Consider the following 18,264-nt stretch of genomic DNA (forward strand, 5'->3'; position numbering starts at 1 on the left):
GGTAACGGTGGTTCTGTAACGGTGTTACGGAGCGGGTGGCGCGGCGGCCCGGGCGTCGTCGGACGGATCTTCGGAGGGGCCTCGTCGGAGGCGTCTCGTCAGAGGAAATAGAGCCTGGACAGTGAGACGGTATCGGCCGGTTCGGAGCGCATCGGGTCGCCGTCGAGAGTGACCAGTCCGCTGCGTTCGTCGACCTGGACGTCGCCGACCCGGGCGTTGTGGATCAGGTTGCGGGGGCCGATGCCGCGGGTGCCGCGGACGGCGACCCGGCGTCGGCGGGTGGGCATTCCGTCGTTGCCCTGTGCGAGCGCGGCGCCGGCGACGAAGGCCACCGAGATCTCCGCCGGGGTCGCGCCGTGCGCCCCGAACTGCGGGCCGAGCACGAGCGGTTCGCAGGTGTCGGTGGCGGCGTTGGGGTCGCCGGTGACGCCGTAGGCGGGGAAGCCGGATTTGAGGACGAGTTGGGGTTTGGCGCCGAAGTACTGGGGTTTCCACAGCACGATGTCGGCCATCTTGCCGACTTCGATGGATCCGATCTCGTGGGAGAGGCCGTGGGCGATGGCGGGGTTGATGGTGAGTTTGGCGATGTAGCGCAGGACGCGGGCGTTGTCGTCGTGGGCGCCGTCGCCGGCCTGCCCGTCATGGGCAAGGAGGGGACCCAGTTCGGCCTTCATCTTGCCGGCCATGGCGAAGGTGCGGCGGACGGTCTCGCCGGCCCGGCCCATGCCCTGGGCGTCGGAGGAGGTGATGCCGATCGCCCCGAGGTCGTGCAGCACGTCCTCGGCGCCCATGGTGCCGGCACGGATACGGTCCCGGGCCATGGCCGCGTCACCGGGCAGGTCGGTCTTCAGGTCGTGGACCGAGACGATCATGCCGTAGTGCTCGGCGACCGCGTCCCGCCCGAAGGGGAGGGTGGGATTGGTCGAGGAACCGATGACGTTGGGGACACCGGCCATCTTCAACACGTTGGGCACATGCCCACCACCACAGCCCTCGATATGGAAGGCATGGATGGTCCGACCGTCCAGCACCCGCAAGGTGTCCTCGACGGTCAGGCACTCGTTGAGACCGTCACTGTGCAGCGCGACCTGCACGTCGTACTCCTCGGCGACCCGCAACGCGGTGTCCAACGCCCGCGCGTGCGCACCCATGTCCTCGTGCACCTTGAAGCCCAGGGCACCCCCCTCGGCCAGCGCCTCGACGAGCGGGGCCTGCCCGGAGGACGAACCACGACCCAGGAAACCGATGTTGACCGGCCAGGCATCGAAGGCATTGAACGCATGCCCCAGCGCCCAGGGCGAGTTGACACCGACACCCCAGACCGGACCGAACTCCTGCCCGATGATGGTCGTCACACCGGAAGCCAACGACGCCTCCATCACCCGCGGAGAGAGCAGATGGACATGAGTGTCCACCGCACCGGCGGTGGCGATCATGCCCTCGCCCGAGACGATGGAGGTCCCGGTACCGACCACCACCTCCACCCCGTCGAGGGTGTCGGGGTTGCCGGCCCGTCCGATGGCGTGGATGCGGCCCTCGCGGATACCGATGGAGGTCTTGCGGATACCCAGGATCGCGTCGATGACCAGCACATTGCTGATCACCACATCGCAGGTCTCCCGCACGGACGCGGCCTTGAGGTGCAGACCGTCACGAGCGGTCTTGCCGAAGCCGGCCAGGAACTCCTCACCGGGCTTTTGCGAGTCCGCCTCGACCCGGACCACCAGACCGCAGTCACCAAGGACGACCCGGTCCCCGGCCCGCGGACCATGCACGGACGCGTACTCATAAGGGTCGATGCTCCTGGTCATCCCTGCTCCTCCGCTCCCAGGTAGCCACAGGCGGCGGCCCGCCGCAGCGCTTCGGTCTTGGCCCCCGGCGCATCGAGCGGCCCGTCGACCAGACCGGCGAACCCGATCGCGACCCGGGCACCACCGATCGGCACCAGACCGACCTCCAAGGACCCACCGGGATCGAACCGCACCGACGAACCGGCCGGCACACACAACCGCATCCCATACGCCGCCCCACGATCGAAAGCCAACCGCGGATTCGCCTCGAAGAAGTGAAAGTGCGAGGTGACACTGATCGGCACGATCGCGGTGTTCCGCACCTCGATCACCACCGCGGGCTCCGGCTCCGGATCCGCCGGACCGGGCAACACCGCCCCCGGCGCCAACACCACCCCACCACCGACACCCTCAACCGACCCGACCGACCCGACCGGCTCGACACCGATCGGATCCGTGACCACCGCAAGCCGGGATCCGTCGTCGAAAACGGCCTCCACATGCACCTCGGTCACCACATCCGCCACCCCCGGCAGCACATCCTGCGGCCCCAGCGCACTACGCGCCGCCTCGATGGCCTCAGCGAGGCGGCGCCCGTCCCGCGCCGCCTCGCAGACCGTGTCCGCGATCAACGCGGTCGCCTCGGGAACATTCAGCTTCAGTCCGCGAGCCCGACGCGCCCGCGCCAGCTCGGCCGCGCCGAACAGCAACAACCGGTCGCGCTCCGTGGGGGTGAGCCGCATCCTGTCACTTCCTCCCGATCGAATTGAGCATCACTCTAACTTGGAATTCATCATTCCGAAACCATTGACCTAGGCGGGAAGGGTGCTTCATATTGAGCGTCGCTCTAGAACATGGCTTGAACTGATCGTTTTTAGAGCATCACTCAAATGATCTCGCAGCAGCGAGCACCCGCTTCGTAGGCACTGCCGAACGAAGCCCTTGTCCACGACGGAGCACCGCGCCCAGCACCGCTTCTCACACCTGTTCCGGCCTCTCAGGGGAGCCCTCATGCCGATAGAACAACGCGGAGTCGACACCATCCCGGACGAGGAGCGCACCAGTAGCCCTCGCGACCTCGTCTCCATCCTGCTCGGCTCGAACCTCGCACTCGGCGTTGTGATCTTCGGCTGGTTGCCGGTCTCCTTCGGCCTCGGCTTCTGGGGCTCGGTCACCTCCCTCGCGGCCGGCACCCTGGTCGGCGCGCTGCTGACCGCGCCGCTCGCCCTGGTGTCGCTGCGCAGCGCGACCAACCTCTCCACCAGCAGCGGCGCCTTCTTCGGCGTCCGCGGCCGGCTCATCGGCTCGGTGATCGGTCTGCTGCTCTCGCTCGGCTACACCGCGCTGACCCTCTGGGTCGGCGGGGACGCCATGGTCGGCTGCCTCCACCGCCTGATCGACCTGCCCGCCGACGGGGCGGCGTACACGGTCGTCTACGCGGTGCTGGCCGCCGCCACCGCCCTCGGCGCGGTCTACGGCTACAAGGTGCTGCTGCGGCTCAGCAAGGTGCTCTCGATCGGCCTGACGATCCTGCTGGTGATCGGCGTCTTCGCCTTCGCGCACCACTTCACCACCGCGCCGATCCCGGGCGTCCACTACGCGCTGGGCGGCTGCTGGCAGACCTGGCTGCTCTCCGCGGTCTCGGCCGGCCTGAGCGGCCCGATCGCCTTCATCACGCTGCTCGGCGACTACAGCCGCTACATCTCACCCCGCCGCCACAGTTCCCGGGCGGTCTTCGGCGCCACCTACCTGGGCCTGGTCCTCGGTCTGCTGGTGCCGCAGCTGTTCGGGACGTTCAGCGCGCTCGCGGTCGGCGCCGGCTCGGACTACGCCGGCCCGCTGGTCGCCGGCGCGCCCCTGTGGTACCTGATCTTCCTGCTGCTCAACGCCTCGGCCGGCTCCGCCGGCAACTCCGGTCTGATGCTGTACAGCATGGGCCTGGACCTGGACGCGATCCTGCCGCGCGCCAGCCGCACCCAGGCCACCTATGTCGTCGCCGCGGTCTCCACCGCGCTGGTCTACGTCGGCCACTTCCTGTGGGACGCGCAGAACGCGATGACGTCCTTCGTCCTCCTGATGACCGCCATCGGCACCCCGTGGGCGGTCATCACCGTGATCGGCTTCGTCCGCTGCCGCGGCGTCTACGACGCGGACTCGCTCCAGGTCTACAACCGCGGCACGATCGGCGGCGTGTACTGGTTCAGGTCGGGCTGGAACGTCCAGGCCGCCGTCGCCTGGGCGCTGGGCTCCGCGGTCGGCCTGCTGGGCGTGGGCTCCCCCTACGAGGGCCCGCTGCTGAAGTACACCGGCGGGATCGACATGAGCTTCCTGCTCGCCGCCGCCACCGCCGCCGTGGTCTACCTGGCCCTGGTCGCCCGGCAGCCGCGCCCGGTCCCGCCGCTGCGCGCGGCCGACGCGCCCACCGCGCCGGAGACACCCGTGGAGGTCGGCTGAGCCGCCGCCCCTGGTGGGCGGGACGGCCGAGGCCGCCCCGGCATCCTGCCGGGGCGGCCTCCGCCGTGCGTACGGGCGGGCCCGCGGGGCACCGCTCAGCCGATGCGGTGCATCCAGCCGTGCTCGTCGGCGGTCACCCCGCGCTGGATGTCCAGCAGCGCCTCGCGCAGCTTCAGCGTGACCTTGCCCGGCTCACCGCCGGACTGGGTCCACTCGGCGCCCTCGCGCTTGACCGTGCCGACCGGGGTGATCACGGCGGCCGTGCCGCAGGCGAAGACCTCGGTGAGCGTGCCGTTCGCGGAGTCGTTCTGCCACTGGTCGATGGAGATCCGCCCCTCCTCGGACTCGAAGCCCAGGTCGCGGGCGACGGAGAGCAGGGAGTCGCGGGTGACGCCGGGGAGCAGCGAGCCGGTCAGCCGCGGGGTGACGATCACCGGCTTCTCGTTGTCCGCGGCGCCGTAGACGAAGTAGAGGTTCATCCCGCCGAGCTCCTCGACCCAGGTGTGCTCCACCGCGTCGAGGTAGGCGACCTGGTCGCAGCCGCGGGCCGCGGCCTCGGCCTGGGCCAGCAGCGAGGCGGCGTAGTTGCCGCCGGTCTTGGCGTCGCCCATGCCGCCGGGGACGGCCCGGACCCGGTCCTCGGACAGCCAGATGGAGACCGGCTTGACGCCGCCGGGGAAGTACGCGCCGGCCGGTGAGGCGATGACGACGAAGAGGTACTCGTTGGCGGGCTTGACGCCCAGCCCCACCTCGGTGGCGATCATGAACGGCCGCAGGTAGAGCGACTCCTCGCCGCCGTGCGCGGGCACCCAGTCCTTGTCCTGCTGGACCAGCAGGTCGCACGCCTCGACGAAGGTCTCGACCGGCAGCTCCGGCATGGCCAGTCGGCGGGCGGACGCCTGGAAGCGGCGGGCGTTGGCGTCCGGACGGAAGGTGGCGACGCTGCCGTCGGGCTGGCGGTACGCCTTGAGGCCCTCGAAGATCTCCTGTGCGTAGTGCAGGACGTTGGTCGCCGGGTCGAGGGCGAGCGGACCGTACGGCACGAGTTGCCCGTCGTGCCAGCCGCGGCCCTCGGTCCACTTGATCGTCACCATGTGGTCGGTGAAGTGGCGGCCGAAGCCGGGGGCCGCCAGGATCTGCTCCCGCTCCGCCGCGGGCAGCGGGTGCGAGGAAGGCTTGAGCTCGATCGTGGGCGTCGTCATGTATCCGTGTCCTTCACTGCGTGGTCCGATGCCTGCGTTGCCAGAGGGTCTCTCCCCGCGCGAGCCGGGGAGGGGGCACCGGCCCGGCCCTCGGGCCGGGGAGGGTCCCCGCTCGCGGCACCGGTGCGGTTGGGCGCGGCCGCGCGCACCGCAGGTGGCTCGGTCGTACCGGTCGTTACTGGGACGTCCGAGTTTCCCGCCGGACGGCGGCCCCTCGTCCGATTATCGCTCGCGGGCGTCCGCCGTCGGAACCGGTGTGCGCGCCCGCGTCAGATGGTGGCACCCGACCCGCCGGTAGCACAGGGGGGCCGGGGCCCGGGGCGGGAGCGGGGCCCATGCGGACAGCGCCGGGCCCTGGTCGGCCCGGCGCTGAGGTGGTGCTGCGTGGTGCGTCGGGCGTCAGCCCGCTACGCGTGCCGCGAGCGCGTCGCCGATCTCGTCGGTGGTGCGGGTCGTGTCCCCGCGGGCCTCCAGGTCGGCGGCGACCTCCGTCTCGATGCGGGCCGCCTGCTCCTCGTGGCCGAGGTGGCGCAGCAGCAGTGCGACGGAGAGGATCGTGGCGGTCGGGTCGGCCTTGCCGGTGCCCGCGATGTCCGGCGCGGAGCCGTGCACCGGCTCGAACATCGAGGGGAACGCGCCGGTGGGGTTGATGTTGCCGGAGGCGGCCAGGCCGATGCCGCCGGTGACCGCGGCGGCGAGGTCGGTGAGGATGTCGCCGAAGAGGTTGTCGGTGACGATCACGTCGAACCGCTCGGGCTGGGTGACGAGGAAGATCGTCGCCGCGTCGACGTGCAGGTAGTCGGTGGTGACCTCGGGGTACTCCTGGCCGACCTGGTCGAAGATGTTCTTCCACATGTGGCCGGCGTAGACCAGCACGTTGTTCTTGTGGACCAGGGTCAGCTTCTTGCGCGGGCGGGCGTTGGCCCGCTCGTAGGCGTCCCGGACCACCCGCTCCACGCCGTAGGCGGTGTTCACGCTGACCTCGGTGGCGACCTCGGCCGGGGTGCCGGTGCGCAGGCTGCCGCCGTTGCCGGTGTAGGGGCCCTCGGTGCCCTCGCGGACGACGACGAAGTCGATGTCGGGGCGGCCCGCCAGCGGGGTGGCGGTGTTCGGGAAGAGCTTCGAGGGGCGCAGGTTGACGAAGTGGTCGAAGGCGAAGCGGAGTTTGAGCAGCAGTCCGCGCTCCAGGACGCCGGACGGCACCGTCGGGTCGCCGATCGCGCCGAGCAGGATCGCGTCGTGCTCCTTGAGCGACGCGAGTTCCTCGTCCGGCAGGGTCTCGCCGGTGCGGTGCCAGCGCTTGGCCCCGAGGTCGTATTCCTTGGTTTCCAGCTTGACGTCCTCGGGGAGGACCGCGGTCAGGACCTTGAGGCCCTGCGCCACGACTTCCTGGCCGATTCCGTCACCGGGGATCACTGCGAGGCGAATGCTGCGAGACATGCCTGGACCTTACTCCTCGTCCCAATGATTGACACGCATCGTCCGACATGCGGACATGGCCGCCGGGCGCTCGACCGCCGGCCATCCCCCGTTCACCCCGGCGCCCCGCGCCCGTAGGCGCGAACTGCCAGATTCGGCCACATGACTGCACACCCCCGGCGGGAGCGCCCCCTGCCCTCGCACACGCCCCGCGTCGGCATACCGGAGCAGCTCGCGGCCCGGATGACCATGCCCGAGCAGCACGAGTACCTCCGCACCAAGCTGACCCGCCGGGGGCTGCTGCGCAGCTCCGCGGTCACCGCCGGCATGGTCGCCGGCGCCGGCCTGTTGGCCGCCCCGGCCGCGCAGGCCGCCGGGCCGACGCTGCTGTCCGCGCCCGCCACCACCGCCGTCGACGGCCACCTGGTGGCCCCGTTCGGCCGGCACCTCGCCTTCGGCGCCGACCCGCGGACCCAGATGCGGGTCGGCTGGCAGGTGCCGTTCGCGGTCAGGCGGCCCTATCTGCGGGTCGGCCTGAAGCCGTGGGACCTGGGGCGCAAGGTCCAGGCCGAGGTGCGCCACCTGCACACCCCGGCGCTGACCGCCAAGCTCCCGGCGGTCGACCAGTACTACCTGCACGCGGCCCTCGACGGCCTGCGGCCGGGGACCACGTACTACTACGGCGTCGGCCACGACGGCTTCGACCCGGCCGACCCGCGTCACTTCGCCACCGTCGGCACCTTCCGCACCGCTCCGGCGCGCGCCGAGAGCTTCGTCTTCACCGCCTTCGGCGACCAGGGCGTCAGCTACCACGCGCTCGCCAACGACCAGTTGATCCTGGGCCAGAACCCGTCCTTCCATCTGCACGCGGGCGACATCTGCTACGCCGACCCGGACGGCCAAGGCTCCGAGCACGACACCTACGACGCCCGGGCCTGGGACCAGTTCCTCGCCCAGACCGAGACGGTGGCGAAGTCGGTGCCGTGGATGGTGACCACCGGCAACCACGACATGGAGGCGTGGTACTCCCCCAACGGCTACGGCGGCCAGTCCGCCCGCTGGTCGCTGCCGGCCAACGGCCCGGACCCGGAGCGGGCCCCCGGCGTCTACTCCTTCACCTACGGCAACGTCGCCGTCGTCGCCCTGGACGCCAACGACGTCTCCTACGAGATCCCGGCCAACGCGGGCTACACGCAGGGCCGGCAGACCCGCTGGCTGGACCGCCGACTGGGTGAGCTGCGGGCGAGTGCGGGCATCGACTTCCTCGTCGTCTTCTTCCACCACTGCGCGTTCTCCACCACCAACTCGCACGCCTCGGAGGGCGGGGTCCGCGACGCCTGGCTGCCGCTGTTCGAGAAGCACCAGGTGGACCTGGTGGTCAACGGCCACAACCACGTCTACGAGCGCACCGACGCCATCAAGGGCGGCCGGGTGTCGAAGAAGGTGCCGATCGGCGAGACCGTGGACGCCGCGCACGAGGGCATCGTCTATGTGACGGCCGGCGGCGCCGGGAAGTCCCTCTACGACTTCCCCGTGCCGGACAGCTACGAGGGTCATGTGAAGGACCTGGACCATGTGGACACCTACCACTGGGCCAAGGGCCAGGCGAAGGCCAAGGAGACCGTCGAGTGGTCCCGGGTCCGCTACACGGGCTACTCGTTCATCGCCGTCGAGGTCACCCCGGGCAGCCGTCCGCGGATGAAGGTCACCGCCCTCGCGGAGTCCGGTGAGCGCGTCGACCACTTCGAGGTCACCCGCTCCCGCCGCCGCGGCTGACCCGTACCACCGCGCCAGGGGCGCCCGGGACGTGTTCCCGGGCGCCCCTCGCGCATGTGCGGGTCGAGCGGGCTCAGTGACCGCTGGCGCCGCCGTTGTCGCGGCGGTCGAGTGCGCGCTGGAGGGCGGCCGCGGCGTTGCGGCGGTCGGCGTCGTTGGTCTGACGGGAGGAGTGACGGGTCCTGCGGACGGTGGTGTCGGCCATGATGCGCGTCTCCCATGCCAAAGCCCCGAGAACGAAAAGCGGGGTGCGTCGAAGAAGAGGGGTCGGGTGGTGCGGGAACGGCCGGAGGGGCGGGGGCCTGAAGCGCCGCAGGGGTCACCTGCGCGGGCGCGTCGGGCCGCATCCGCATTCGCTGGATGCAGCGATACGTTCGGCTCCTACAACGCTAGGGCAGCTTGGCCGTGATGTCTGCACAATTACTTGGGCTTCCTACTATCTGAGACGGAAGCGACCCGGTGGGCGGGAACGCCGAGGGCCCGGCCCCCGTGAAAACGGGGGCCGGGCCCTCGGCGTGCGAGCGGGCGTCAGCCCATGTGCGGGTAGCGGTAGTCGGTCGGCGGGACCAGGGTCTCCTTGATGGAGCGGGTGGAGGTCCAGCGCATCAGGTTCTGCTTGGCGCCGGCCTTGTCGTTGGTGCCGGAGGCGCGCCCGCCGCCGAACGGCTGCTGGCCGACCACGGCGCCGGTGGGCTTGTCGTTGATGTAGAAGTTGCCGGCCGCGAAGCGCAGCTTCTCGCAGGTGCGGGCGGCCGCGGCGCGGTCCTGGGCGATGACGGCGCCGGTCAGGCCGTAGGCCGAGGCGGACTCCATCTGGTCGAGCATGGCCTCGTAGCCGCCCTCGACCGTGTCGTCGTAGACGTGGACGCCGAGGATCGGGCCGAAGTACTCGTCCTTGAAGATCTCGTTCTCCGGGTCGGTGGAGACCAGGACCGTCGGGCGGACGAAGTAGCCGACGCTGTCGTCGTAGGTGCCGCCGGCCACGACCTCGACGGTCGGGTCGGCCTTGGCGCGGTCGATCGCCGCCTTGTTCTTGGCGAAGGAGCGCTCGTCGATGACGGCACCCATGAAGTGCGCCAGATCGGTGACGTCGCCCATGGTCAGGGCGTCGACCTCGGCGGCGAACTCCTCCTTGAAGCCGGCGTTCCACAGGGACGCCGGGACGTAGGCGCGGGAGGCCGCGGAGCACTTCTGGCCCTGGAACTCGAAGGCGCCGCGGGTCATGGCGGTCTTCAGCACGGCCCGGTCTGCCGACGGGTGGGCGACGATGAAGTCCTTGCCGCCGGTCTCGCCGACCAGCCGCGGGTAGGTCCGGTACTTCTCGATGTTGGTGCCGACGGTCTTCCAGAGGTACTGGAAGGTCCTGGTCGAGCCGGTGAAGTGGATGCCGGCCAGGTCGGGGTGGGTCAGGGCCACCTCGGAGACGTCCTTGCCGTCGCCGGTGACGAGGTTGATGACGCCGGCCGGCAGGCCGGCCTCCTCCAGCAGGCGCATCAGCAGCACCGCGGCGAAGGTCTGGGTCGGGGACGGCTTCCAGACCACCACGTTGCCCATGAGGGCGGGGGCGGTGGGGAGGTTGCCGGCGATCGCGGTGAAGTTGAAGGGCGTGATCGCGTAGACGAAGCCCTCCAGGGGGCGGTGGTCCGAGCGGTTCCACACGCCGGGGGCGTTCACCGGGGGCTGCTCGGCCAGGATCTGGCGCGCGAAGTGGACGTTGAAGCGCCAGAAGTCGACCAGTTCGCAGGGGGTGTCGATCTCGGCCTGCTGGGCGGTCTTGGACTGGCCGAGCATGGTGGCGGCGGCCATCGTCTCGCGCCAGGGGCCGGCCAGCAGGTCGGCGGCCTTGAGGATGATCGCGGCGCGGTCGTCGAAGGACATCGCGCGCCAGGCGGGAGCGGCGGCCAGCGCGGCGTCGACCGCGTCCTGGGCGTCCTGGACGGTGGCGTTGGCGTAGGTGCCCAGGCGGGCGGAGTGGTGGTGCGGCTGTACGACGTCGAAGCGCTCGCCGCCGCCCATCCGCTGCTTGCCGCCGATGGTCATGGGCAGCTCGATGGGGTTGCCGGCCAGCTCCTTGAGCTTGGCCTCCAGGCGGAAACGCTCCGGGCTGCCCGGGGCGTAGCTGTGCACCGGCTCGTTCACCGGCACGGGGACCTGGGTCACAGCGTCCATGGTGGCCGTGTCTCCTTACGCTTGCGATCGTCACGCTCGTGACCGTCGGGATGTGATCACTGCGTCGTCGTATGTCGGTGTGTTGTCGTACGTCGGTGTACGTCGGTCATGCCGAGGCCGCTGCCACGGCGGGTGGCCGGCTACCGGTGGCGCCGTCCAGGGAGGATCCTCCTGTCCAGGATCTACCCATATGGCTTCAAAAGAGACGGTAAACCCCGTCCCAAATGAGCCGGTCAGCGGGGTGTCCGCGGCGGGCGTCCGCCGTGGACACTCCCGGTTCCGTCAGCCGCGGGTGGCGAGCGACCTCAGGAAGAACGCGAGGTTGGCCGGGCGCTCGGCGAGGCGGCGCATGAAGTAGCCGTACCAGTCCGTCCCGTAGGGGATGTAGACCCGCATCCGGTGGCCCTCCTCCACCAGCCGCTGCTGTTCCGCCTCGCGGATGCCGAACAGCATCTGGAACTCGTAGTCCGCGGGCTTGCGGCCGTTGCGGTGTGCCAGCTCCTGGGCGATGGCGACCATCCGCGGGTCGTGGGACCCGATCATCGGGTAGCCCTGCCCGGCCATCAGGATCTTCAGGCAGCGCACGTAGGCCCGGTCGACTTCCCGCTTGTCCTGGAACGCGACCGTCGCGGGCTCCTTGTAGGCGCCCTTGACCAGCCGCACCCGGGAGCCTTCCCCGGCCAGGGCCCGGCAGTCGTCCTCGGTGCGGAAGAGGTACGACTGGAGCACCGCGCCCGTCTGGGGGAAGCGCTCGCGCAGCGTGCCGAGGATCGCGAGGGTGGAGTCGACGGTGGTGTGGTCCTCCATGTCCAGCGTCACGGTCGTGCCGGCTTCGGCGGCGGCCTCGACCACGGGGGTGACGTTGCGCAGCGCGAGGTCGTGCCCGCCGGGCAGCGCCTGCCCGAAGGCGGAGAGCTTGACCGACATCTCGGCCTTGGTGCCCAGTCCCAGTTCCTTGAGCGCCGCGGCCAGCTGGAGGTAGGCGTCGCGGTTGCGCAGCGCCTCGGCCGGGTCGGTGATGTCCTCGCCGAGGTGGTCGAGGGTGACCTCCATACCGCGGGCGGCCAGATTCCGTACCGCCGTCATCGACTCGTCCAGGCGCTCGCCCGCGACGAACCGGTCGACCACCGGTCGGGTGACCGGAGCGGCCGCGACGACGCGGCGGATGCTGTCGCTGCGCGCGGCGGCGAGGAGCACGGGACCCAGCATGGGGCACCTCCACGATTCAGGATGACAAATGCCGGCGGGCGCCGATCGGGCGGTCGCGGCGGCAAGATGAGCCACCTGAAATTTAAGGATCTCGCCACTTTCCGGCCATCGACAGCTGTCACGCCTTCGTGGCCGGCATCTCAGACAGATGTATGAGAATGGGAGGCAGGTGACGGCAGTGACGGGAGAGGGGTCGGGCGGCGGTGCGCGGTGACTACCAGCAGTTGGTGGACGAGATCTCGGCGGCGCTCGGGGCGCCGGCGACGCTGGAGGACCGGGACTTCGGGCTGATCGCGTTCGGCGCGCACGAGGGCGAGGACGACGAGGTCATGGACCCGGTACGGACCCGCTCGATCCTCCAGCGGCGGTCCTCGGCCGCGGTGCGCGCGTGGTTCGAGGCGTTCGGGATCGCCCGCGCCACATCCCCGCTGCGGATCCCCCCGGACCCGGCGGCGGGGGTGTTCAAAGGCCGAATCTGTCTGCCCGTGCGGCACCGGGGAGTGGTGCACGGCTACGTCTGGCTGCTGGACGACGGCCATCTGACCGACCTGGCACTGGGCGGCGCCGGCACCCCGCCCGACCCCCGGATGGCCCAGGCGATGGAGACCGCCGCGCGGATCGGCGCCCTGCTGGCCGACGAGTCCCGGGCCGGCTCCGAACTCGCCCAGGTGCTAAGGGAGTTGCTGACCTCGCGGACCGCCGGCCGGGCCGCCGCGGCGGCCGCGCTGCGGGACGCCCTCCGGGACACCCTGCGCTTCACCCCCGGCACCCCACTGACCCTGGTGGCGGTCCTCCCCTGGGACACCGCCGCCACCGACATCGCTCCGCTGCCGAGCCTGCCCGGGCTGCTGGCCGCCTGCCCGCTGCCCGCGGGGGACACCGGCCGCCCGGACCTGCCGGGCCCCGGCGCCGCCGAGTCCGCGCTGGCCGGGCTCGTCCGGCTGCGTCAGACCGGCTCGCCGGGCCCGGCCCACACGGCCGCCGACCATCTGCTGCGCTCCCCGCGGGCGGCGGGCGGCCCGGCGGCCGGCGACCGGGCCGGGACCCGCCCCACCCGGGGCGCCGCCGGGATCGGCCTCGCCACCCGGGAGCTGGCCGAGCTGCCGGCGAGCTGGCGGCAGGCCCTGGACGCGGCCCGCGCGGCCCGCGCCGAACCCCGGCTGGGCCCGGTCGCCGAATGGGACGCCCTCGGTGCCTACCGCCTGCTGACCGCGCTCCCGGCCGCCGCGCCCGACCCGTCCGTCGGCCCGCTGCTGGCCCCCGCGCACGCCGAACTCGCCCGTACCGCGGAGGCGTTCCTGGACTGCGCGGGCCAGGCCGGCCGCACCGCCCAGCAGTTGGGCATCCACCGCCAGACGCTCTACTACCGCCTGGCCCGGGTCGAGAAGCTGACCGGCCTCGACCTGGACGAGGGCGCGGACCGGCTGCTGCTCCACATGGCACTCAAGGCGGCGCGCCTCTAGGTCCTGTCCGATGGGTCAGGCGAGGGGGCGGGTGTGGCGGGGAGCGCGGCGAACTCGGCGCCGGGAGCCGAGAGTTGGCGGCGCGTCCACGAAAGCGCCGCAGGATGCCCCGGAGTGCACCGGGACGCCACCTGATGTCCATGAACCCGTTGTCCACAGGGCCTGTTAACGACCGCTACCGACAAGTAGCGTGTGCGCCGTCCGAGGGTGCCCGACTGCCGGACGGGTTCTCGGGGCACCCCTGCCTGCCGCCATGTACCGCTGCCCCAGGGGGATTTGATGCACGGGATGAACCGCCGACAATTCGTGTCGAGAATGTCCGCCGTGGCGGCGGGTGCCGCGCTGTGGTCCGCGGCCTCCTACGACCGGGCGCTGGCGGTCACCGCGGCGCGGGCCGTGCGGACCCGGGGCACCACGCTGGAGCAGGCCGCCCGCCCGGTCGGCACCGGGGCGTACAAGAGGCTGGTGGCCGGTCCGGGCTGGCCGCTGGTGGTGCGCGGCGACCTGGCCGGCGCGGGCGCGGGGCGGGACGACCGCCGGACCGGGCTCGCCTCCTTCGTGCAGTTCACCGACCTGCACCTGGCGGACGTCGAGTCGCCGGTCCGGTTCGAGTATCTGGCCCGGTTCAACGACAGCGCGCACCGCCCGCAGGAGGCGCTGACCGTGCGCGGCGCCTCCTCGCTGGTCGAGCGGGTCAACGCGGTGCGCCAAGGCCCGTACACCGGGCTGCCGTTCGGCTCGGTGATGGCCACCGGCGACAACACCGACAACCACGAGCGGATCGAGCTCGACTGGTATCTGACGGTGATGAGCGGCGGCCGGATCACCCCCAGCAGCGGCGACCCGCGGCGCTACGAAGGCGTGCAGAACTCCGACAACGCGGCGTACTGGAACCCCGAGTCCACGCTCCAGGACGCCTACAAGGCCAAGGGGCTGCCGCAGATACCGGGCTTCCTGTCCGGCGCGGCCCGCCCGTTCAGCGCGCCCGGCCTGTCCGTCCCCTGGTACACCACGGTCGGCAACCACGACGACAGCATCGAGGGCACCCTGCCCGACCTCGGCCTGCTGGGCTCGCTGTACACCGGCGACCGCAAGCTGGAGGGGTGCGACGACGCCACCGCGGCCCGGCTCTCGGACGCCCTCAAGCACGACCCGGCGCAGGCCGCGACGCTGCTCGGTTCGCTGCTGTCCGGCGGCGGTGCGATCCGCAGGATCACCCCGGACGAGCGGCGCCACCCGTTCACCCCGACCGAGTTCGCCAAGGCCCATCTGGACCCGGCCTACACCGGCGCGGGCCCGGTCGGCCACGGCTTCACCTCCGACGCGGCGGAGAGCGGCCGGCTGTACTACACCTTCCCGCTCGCCGAGGGCGTCCTGGGTGTCAGCCTGGACACCACCAACCGCGCGGGCTGGGCGGACGGTTCGCTGGGCACCGCCCAGCTGCACTGGCTGGAGTCGGTCCTGCAGTCGCACAGCAGCCGCTGGTACGACACCGACGGCCGCACGGTGCGCGGCAGCGGCGGCGACTGTCTGATCGTCCTGTTCAGCCACCACACCAGCGCCAGCATGGGCAATCTGCTGCCCGACCCCTACCGGCCCTTCGAGGCCCGGCACGACGGCAAGGCCCTGGTCGACCTGCTCCAGCGCTACCCGAACGTGGTCGCCTGGGTGAACGGCCACACCCACGAGAACCGCATCACCCCGCACGGCCACGCGGTGCCCGAGCGCGCCTTCTGGGAGATCAACACCGCCTCCCACGTCGACTTCCCGCAGCACGCCCGGATCATCGAGCTGGCCGACAACGGCGACGGCACGCTGTCCCTGTTCACCACCCTGATCGAGTCCGCCGCGCCGTACGTCGCCGACATCACCGACACCTCCGACGCCGGGCTCGCCGCCCTCTACCGCGAGCTGTCGTACAACGACCCGTACGCCACGCCGGACGCCAAGATCGGCACCCCCGCCGACCACAACACCGAGCTGCTGCTGACCCGCCCCGGGAAGTGAGCCGGCCGGCGCGGGCCGGGGCTACGCCCCGTCCTCGTCCCGCGCCGCCGCGCCGCGCTCTTGTCCGTACGGGCCGAGCACCTCGCCCTCGGTCACCCGGCGCACCGCCTCCGCCAGGTCGGCGCCGGTGGGCATCGCGTCCGGCCGGACCAGCGACTGCACCATCAGGCCGGTGAGCAGCGCCTGGTAGAAGGAGCCGACGATCCGGGCGGCCGTGGCATCGACCTCGGTGTCCGACACCCCCTCGAAGATCGCGACCAGCCCCTGTACCGGACAAGCGTCTTACACGGATGTACCGCCCGTGTCACCGGTCCCCGGCGTGCCCGTCGTCCCGGTGCCCCGGCTCGGCCCCGGGCCGATCAGTCCGTAGTGGCGGTAGAGCCGGTCCTCCTCGGACGGGTCGAGATGGCCGTGGGCGTCGATCCGCGGCGTCTCCTTGATCGTGTGCTTGGTGTGCGGCAGGTGCAGTTCGTCGCCGACCCGCCGGGCCCCGGCCAGCGGCACGAAGGTCTCCTTCAGCCCGAACAGCCCGGTCCGCACGGTGATCCACTCGGGCTCGTCGGTCGCGTCGTCCCGGTACACCTGCTGGACGAGGCCGAGCTTGGCGCCCTCCGCGTCCACCACGTGCAGTCCGGTCAGGCTCTGCGGGGTGTCCCCCACGGGTGCGTTCATGGCGTCCCGCCTCCTTCCGTGCGCACCGGCTGCCTGCGCGCACAGTTCCCATTGCGCGCCGGTCACGCCGACCCAGCGACTCGGCGGCCCCGCCGGCACCGGGCCCCGGCGGGCCACCCCTAACCCATTCGAGTGAATCGCCGTACGCGTCGTCGGCCCTCGCGGACACCGGTGCCGCACCCTGCACGCGCCCCGTACACCGCCCCGACGGCCACGGGCCCGGACCCCGCCGAAGCGGGGACCGGGCCCGTGGAACCACGAGAGCCCAAGGCTCAGTGGGTGAGGTTCACCGCGCGCACCGAGGTCGCGCCGATCTCCTCGGAGATCTCCGACAGCACGTTCGCCGGAATGGTGTCGTCGACCGTCAGCACGACCAGCGCCTCACCGCCGACGTCGGCACGGGCGACCTGCATGCCGCCGATGTTGATGCCCGCCTCGCCCAGGATCCGGCCGACGGTGCCGACGACGCCGGGGCGGTCGGTGTAGCGCAGGAACGCCATGTGGTCGGCGAGCGCCAGGTCGATGGAGTGGTCACCGACCGCGACGACCTTCTGGACGTTCTTGTGGCCGGCGAGCGTGCCGGAGATCGACACCTCCTCGCCACTGGCGAGGGTGCCGCGCACGGTGACCACGTTGCGGTGCTCGGGCGACTCGCTGCTGGTGGTCAGCCGCACCTCGACGCCGCGCTCCTGCGCGAAGAGCGGGGCGTTGACGTAGGACACCGTCTCCGCGACGACGTCCTCGAACACGCCCTTGAGCGCGGAGAGTTCGAGCACCTTCACGTCGTGCTGGGTGATCTCGCCGTACACCTCGACGTCGAGGCGCATGGCGACCTCGCCGGCCAGCGCGGTGAAGATCCGGCCCAGCCGCTCGGCCAGCGGCAGGCCGGGCTTGACGTCCTCGGCGATCACGCCGCCCTGGACGTTGACCGCGTCCGGGACCAGCTCGCCGGCGAGCGCCAGCCGCACCGACTTGGCGACCGCGATACCGGCCTTCTCCTGCGCCTCGCCCGTCGAGGCGCCCAGGTGCGGGGTGCACACGACCTGGTCGAACGCGAACAGCGGCGAGTCGGTGCAGGGCTCGACGGCGTACACGTCGAGGCCCGCGCCGGCCACCCGGCCCTCCTTGAGCGCGGTGGCCAGCGCCTCCTCGTCGACGATGCCACCGCGGGCGGCGTTGACGATCCGGACGCTCGGCTTGACCTTGTGCAGCGCCTCGTCGCCGATCAGGCCGATGGTCTCGGGGGTCTTGGGGAGGTGGACGGTGATGAAGTCCGAGACCTCCAGCAGCTCGTCCAGGGTCAGCAGCTTGACGCCCATCTGCGCGGCGCGGGCCGGCTGGACGTAGGGGTCGTAGGCCACGACCTTCATGCCGAACGCGGACATCCGCTGGGCGACCAGCACGCCGATCCGGCCGAGGCCGACCACGCCGAGGGTCTTCTCGCTGAGCTCGACGCCGGTGTACTTGCTGCGCTTCCACTCGCCGTTCTTCAGCGCGGTGTTGGCCTGCGGGATGTTGCGCGCGGTGGCGACCAGCAGACCGCAGGCCAGCTCGGCGGCGGTGACGATGTTGGAGGTCGGGGCGTTCACGACCATCACGCCGGCCTTGGTGGCGGCGGAGACGTCGACGTTGTCCAGGCCCACGCCGGCCCGGGCGATGACCTTCAGCTTCTTGGCGGCGGCGATCGCCTCGCCGTCGACCTTCGTCGCGCTGCGCACGAGGATGGCATCGACGTCGACGATGGCGGGAAGCAGTTCGGCGCGATCGGCGCCGTTGCAGTGCCGGATCTCGAAATCCGGGCCGAGGGCGTCGACGGTGGCCGGCGAGAGCTCCTCGGCGATCAGTACAACGGGTTTACCCGGGTTGGCAGTGCTCACGTGGTCTTCAGTCCTCATCTGGTCCGCTGGAGGTACCGCCCATGCCCTTGGGGCAGTGGGGGACGACGGCCGTCCCGACGGCCGAAGGCGGTAGGGGGAATGCCGCGTGGAAGACGCACGACGCTGTGAGCCTGACGCGCTTGTGTCGAGCAGTGTAGTGGCGGGGCACGGCACGGTCTGTGCCGAAGCGTAAGGATCACTCATGCGTGGTTCTACGCGGTGGACA

General features: G+C 71.4%; 14 protein-coding genes. 4 read left to right on the forward strand and 10 right to left on the reverse strand.

From position 1 onward, the window contains the following. Positions 1-98: 98 nt before the first annotated feature. Positions 99-1,811 carry an urease subunit alpha gene (locus tag SNOUR_RS13270; RefSeq protein ID WP_174717868.1) on the reverse strand — a complete coding sequence of 571 codons (1,713 nt, stop codon included), beginning with the start codon at positions 1,809-1,811 and terminating at the stop codon, positions 99-101. Continuing rightward, on the reverse strand, positions 1,808-2,533 hold the full coding sequence (ureA, locus tag SNOUR_RS13275) for an urease subunit gamma (RefSeq protein WP_067346699.1): 726 nt from the start codon (positions 2,531-2,533) through the stop codon (positions 1,808-1,810). Before ureA ends, SNOUR_RS13270 begins: the two co-directional genes overlap by 4 nt. 268 nt (positions 2,534-2,801) lie before the next feature. Between ureA and SNOUR_RS13280 the strand changes: the two genes are divergently transcribed. Then, positions 2,802-4,244 (forward strand): cytosine permease, encoded by a 1,443-nt coding sequence (locus tag SNOUR_RS13280; protein ID WP_067346701.1) that lies wholly within the window; start codon positions 2,802-2,804, stop codon positions 4,242-4,244. Between the two features lie 95 nt (positions 4,245-4,339). Here SNOUR_RS13280 and SNOUR_RS13285 read toward each other — a convergent pair whose 3' ends face one another. Together SNOUR_RS13285 and SNOUR_RS13290 are read right to left on the reverse strand one after the other, a co-directional pair. Continuing rightward, entirely contained in the window at positions 4,340-5,446 is a 1,107-nt protein-coding gene (locus SNOUR_RS13285; protein ID WP_067346703.1) for a branched-chain amino acid aminotransferase, read from the reverse strand. Between the two features lie 399 nt (positions 5,447-5,845). Beyond that, the gene (locus SNOUR_RS13290; protein WP_067346705.1) at positions 5,846-6,886 is read right to left on the reverse strand and encodes a 3-isopropylmalate dehydrogenase; all 1,041 of its coding nucleotides are present in this window, start codon (positions 6,884-6,886) and stop codon (positions 5,846-5,848) included. 141 nt (positions 6,887-7,027) lie between these two features. On the opposite strand from SNOUR_RS13290, the gene SNOUR_RS13295 reads away from it, so the two are divergent. Continuing rightward, the gene (locus SNOUR_RS13295) at positions 7,028-8,641 is read left to right on the forward strand and encodes a purple acid phosphatase family protein (protein ID WP_067346706.1); all 1,614 of its coding nucleotides are present in this window, start codon (positions 7,028-7,030) and stop codon (positions 8,639-8,641) included. 73 nt (positions 8,642-8,714) lie between these two features. Here the strand turns inward: SNOUR_RS13295 and SNOUR_RS48315 are convergent, their stop codons facing one another. The 3 genes from SNOUR_RS48315 to SNOUR_RS13305 form a co-directional block, all read right to left on the reverse strand. Then, on the reverse strand, positions 8,715-8,846 hold the full coding sequence (locus tag SNOUR_RS48315) for a hypothetical protein (protein ID WP_099055687.1): 132 nt from the start codon (positions 8,844-8,846) through the stop codon (positions 8,715-8,717). 323 nt (positions 8,847-9,169) lie between these two features. Next, positions 9,170-10,810, reverse strand: coding sequence for an L-glutamate gamma-semialdehyde dehydrogenase (pruA, locus tag SNOUR_RS13300; RefSeq protein WP_067346707.1), 1,641 nt, complete (start codon positions 10,808-10,810; stop codon positions 9,170-9,172). Between the two features lie 282 nt (positions 10,811-11,092). Next, positions 11,093-12,019: a proline dehydrogenase family protein gene (locus SNOUR_RS13305; protein WP_067346709.1), complete on the reverse strand. Its 927-nt coding sequence runs from the start codon at positions 12,017-12,019 to the stop codon at positions 11,093-11,095. A gap of 203 nt (positions 12,020-12,222) precedes the next feature. Between SNOUR_RS13305 and SNOUR_RS13310 the strand changes: the two genes are divergently transcribed. Together SNOUR_RS13310 and SNOUR_RS13315 are read left to right on the forward strand one after the other, a co-directional pair. Then, complete coding sequence (locus SNOUR_RS13310) at positions 12,223-13,482, forward strand: PucR family transcriptional regulator (RefSeq protein ID WP_067346711.1); 1,260 nt, start codon at positions 12,223-12,225, stop codon at positions 13,480-13,482. A gap of 279 nt (positions 13,483-13,761) precedes the next feature. Then, positions 13,762-15,489 (forward strand): TIGR03767 family metallophosphoesterase, encoded by a 1,728-nt coding sequence (locus tag SNOUR_RS13315; protein WP_067346713.1) that lies wholly within the window; start codon positions 13,762-13,764, stop codon positions 15,487-15,489. 21 nt (positions 15,490-15,510) lie between these two features. On the opposite strand, the gene SNOUR_RS13320 is transcribed toward SNOUR_RS13315, so the two are convergent. The 3 genes from SNOUR_RS13320 to serA form a co-directional block, all read right to left on the reverse strand. Further along, on the reverse strand, positions 15,511-15,729 hold the full coding sequence (locus tag SNOUR_RS13320) for a hypothetical protein (protein WP_067346714.1): 219 nt from the start codon (positions 15,727-15,729) through the stop codon (positions 15,511-15,513). A 42-nt stretch (positions 15,730-15,771) separates the two neighbouring features. Beyond that, a complete protein-coding gene (locus SNOUR_RS13325; protein WP_079142595.1) occupies positions 15,772-16,161 on the reverse strand; it encodes a PRC-barrel domain-containing protein in 390 nt (129 codons plus the stop codon). A gap of 272 nt (positions 16,162-16,433) precedes the next feature. Then, positions 16,434-18,056: a phosphoglycerate dehydrogenase gene (serA, locus tag SNOUR_RS13330; RefSeq protein ID WP_067346716.1), complete on the reverse strand. Its 1,623-nt coding sequence runs from the start codon at positions 18,054-18,056 to the stop codon at positions 16,434-16,436. Between the last annotated feature and the right edge of the window lie 208 nt (positions 18,057-18,264).

It is taken from the genome of Streptomyces noursei ATCC 11455 (assembly GCF_001704275.1).
GTDB classification, from domain to species: Bacteria; Actinomycetota; Actinomycetes; order Streptomycetales; family Streptomycetaceae; genus Streptomyces; species Streptomyces noursei.

Coding starts and splice junctions, on each gene's coding strand:
- SNOUR_RS13305 (WP_067346709.1), bottom strand. CDS start 12,019: ATGCTGGGTCCCGTGCTCCTCGCCGCCGCGCGCAGCGACAGCATCCGC.
- pruA (WP_067346707.1), bottom strand. CDS start 10,810: ATGGACGCTGTGACCCAGGTCCCCGTGCCGGTGAACGAGCCGGTGCAC.
- serA (WP_067346716.1), bottom strand. CDS start 18,056: ATGAGGACTGAAGACCACGTGAGCACTGCCAACCCGGGTAAACCCGTT.
- SNOUR_RS13295 (WP_067346706.1), top strand. CDS start 7,028: ATGACTGCACACCCCCGGCGGGAGCGCCCCCTGCCCTCGCACACGCCC.
- SNOUR_RS13315 (WP_067346713.1), top strand. CDS start 13,762: ATGCACGGGATGAACCGCCGACAATTCGTGTCGAGAATGTCCGCCGTG.
- SNOUR_RS13325 (WP_079142595.1), bottom strand. CDS start 16,161: ATGAACGCACCCGTGGGGGACACCCCGCAGAGCCTGACCGGACTGCAC.
- SNOUR_RS13290 (WP_067346705.1), bottom strand. CDS start 6,886: ATGTCTCGCAGCATTCGCCTCGCAGTGATCCCCGGTGACGGAATCGGC.
- ureA (WP_067346699.1), bottom strand. CDS start 2,533: ATGCGGCTCACCCCCACGGAGCGCGACCGGTTGTTGCTGTTCGGCGCG.
- SNOUR_RS13270 (WP_174717868.1), bottom strand. CDS start 1,811: ATGACCAGGAGCATCGACCCTTATGAGTACGCGTCCGTGCATGGTCCG.
- SNOUR_RS13285 (WP_067346703.1), bottom strand. CDS start 5,446: ATGACGACGCCCACGATCGAGCTCAAGCCTTCCTCGCACCCGCTGCCC.
- SNOUR_RS48315 (WP_099055687.1), bottom strand. CDS start 8,846: ATGGCCGACACCACCGTCCGCAGGACCCGTCACTCCTCCCGTCAGACC.
- SNOUR_RS13280 (WP_067346701.1), top strand. CDS start 2,802: ATGCCGATAGAACAACGCGGAGTCGACACCATCCCGGACGAGGAGCGC.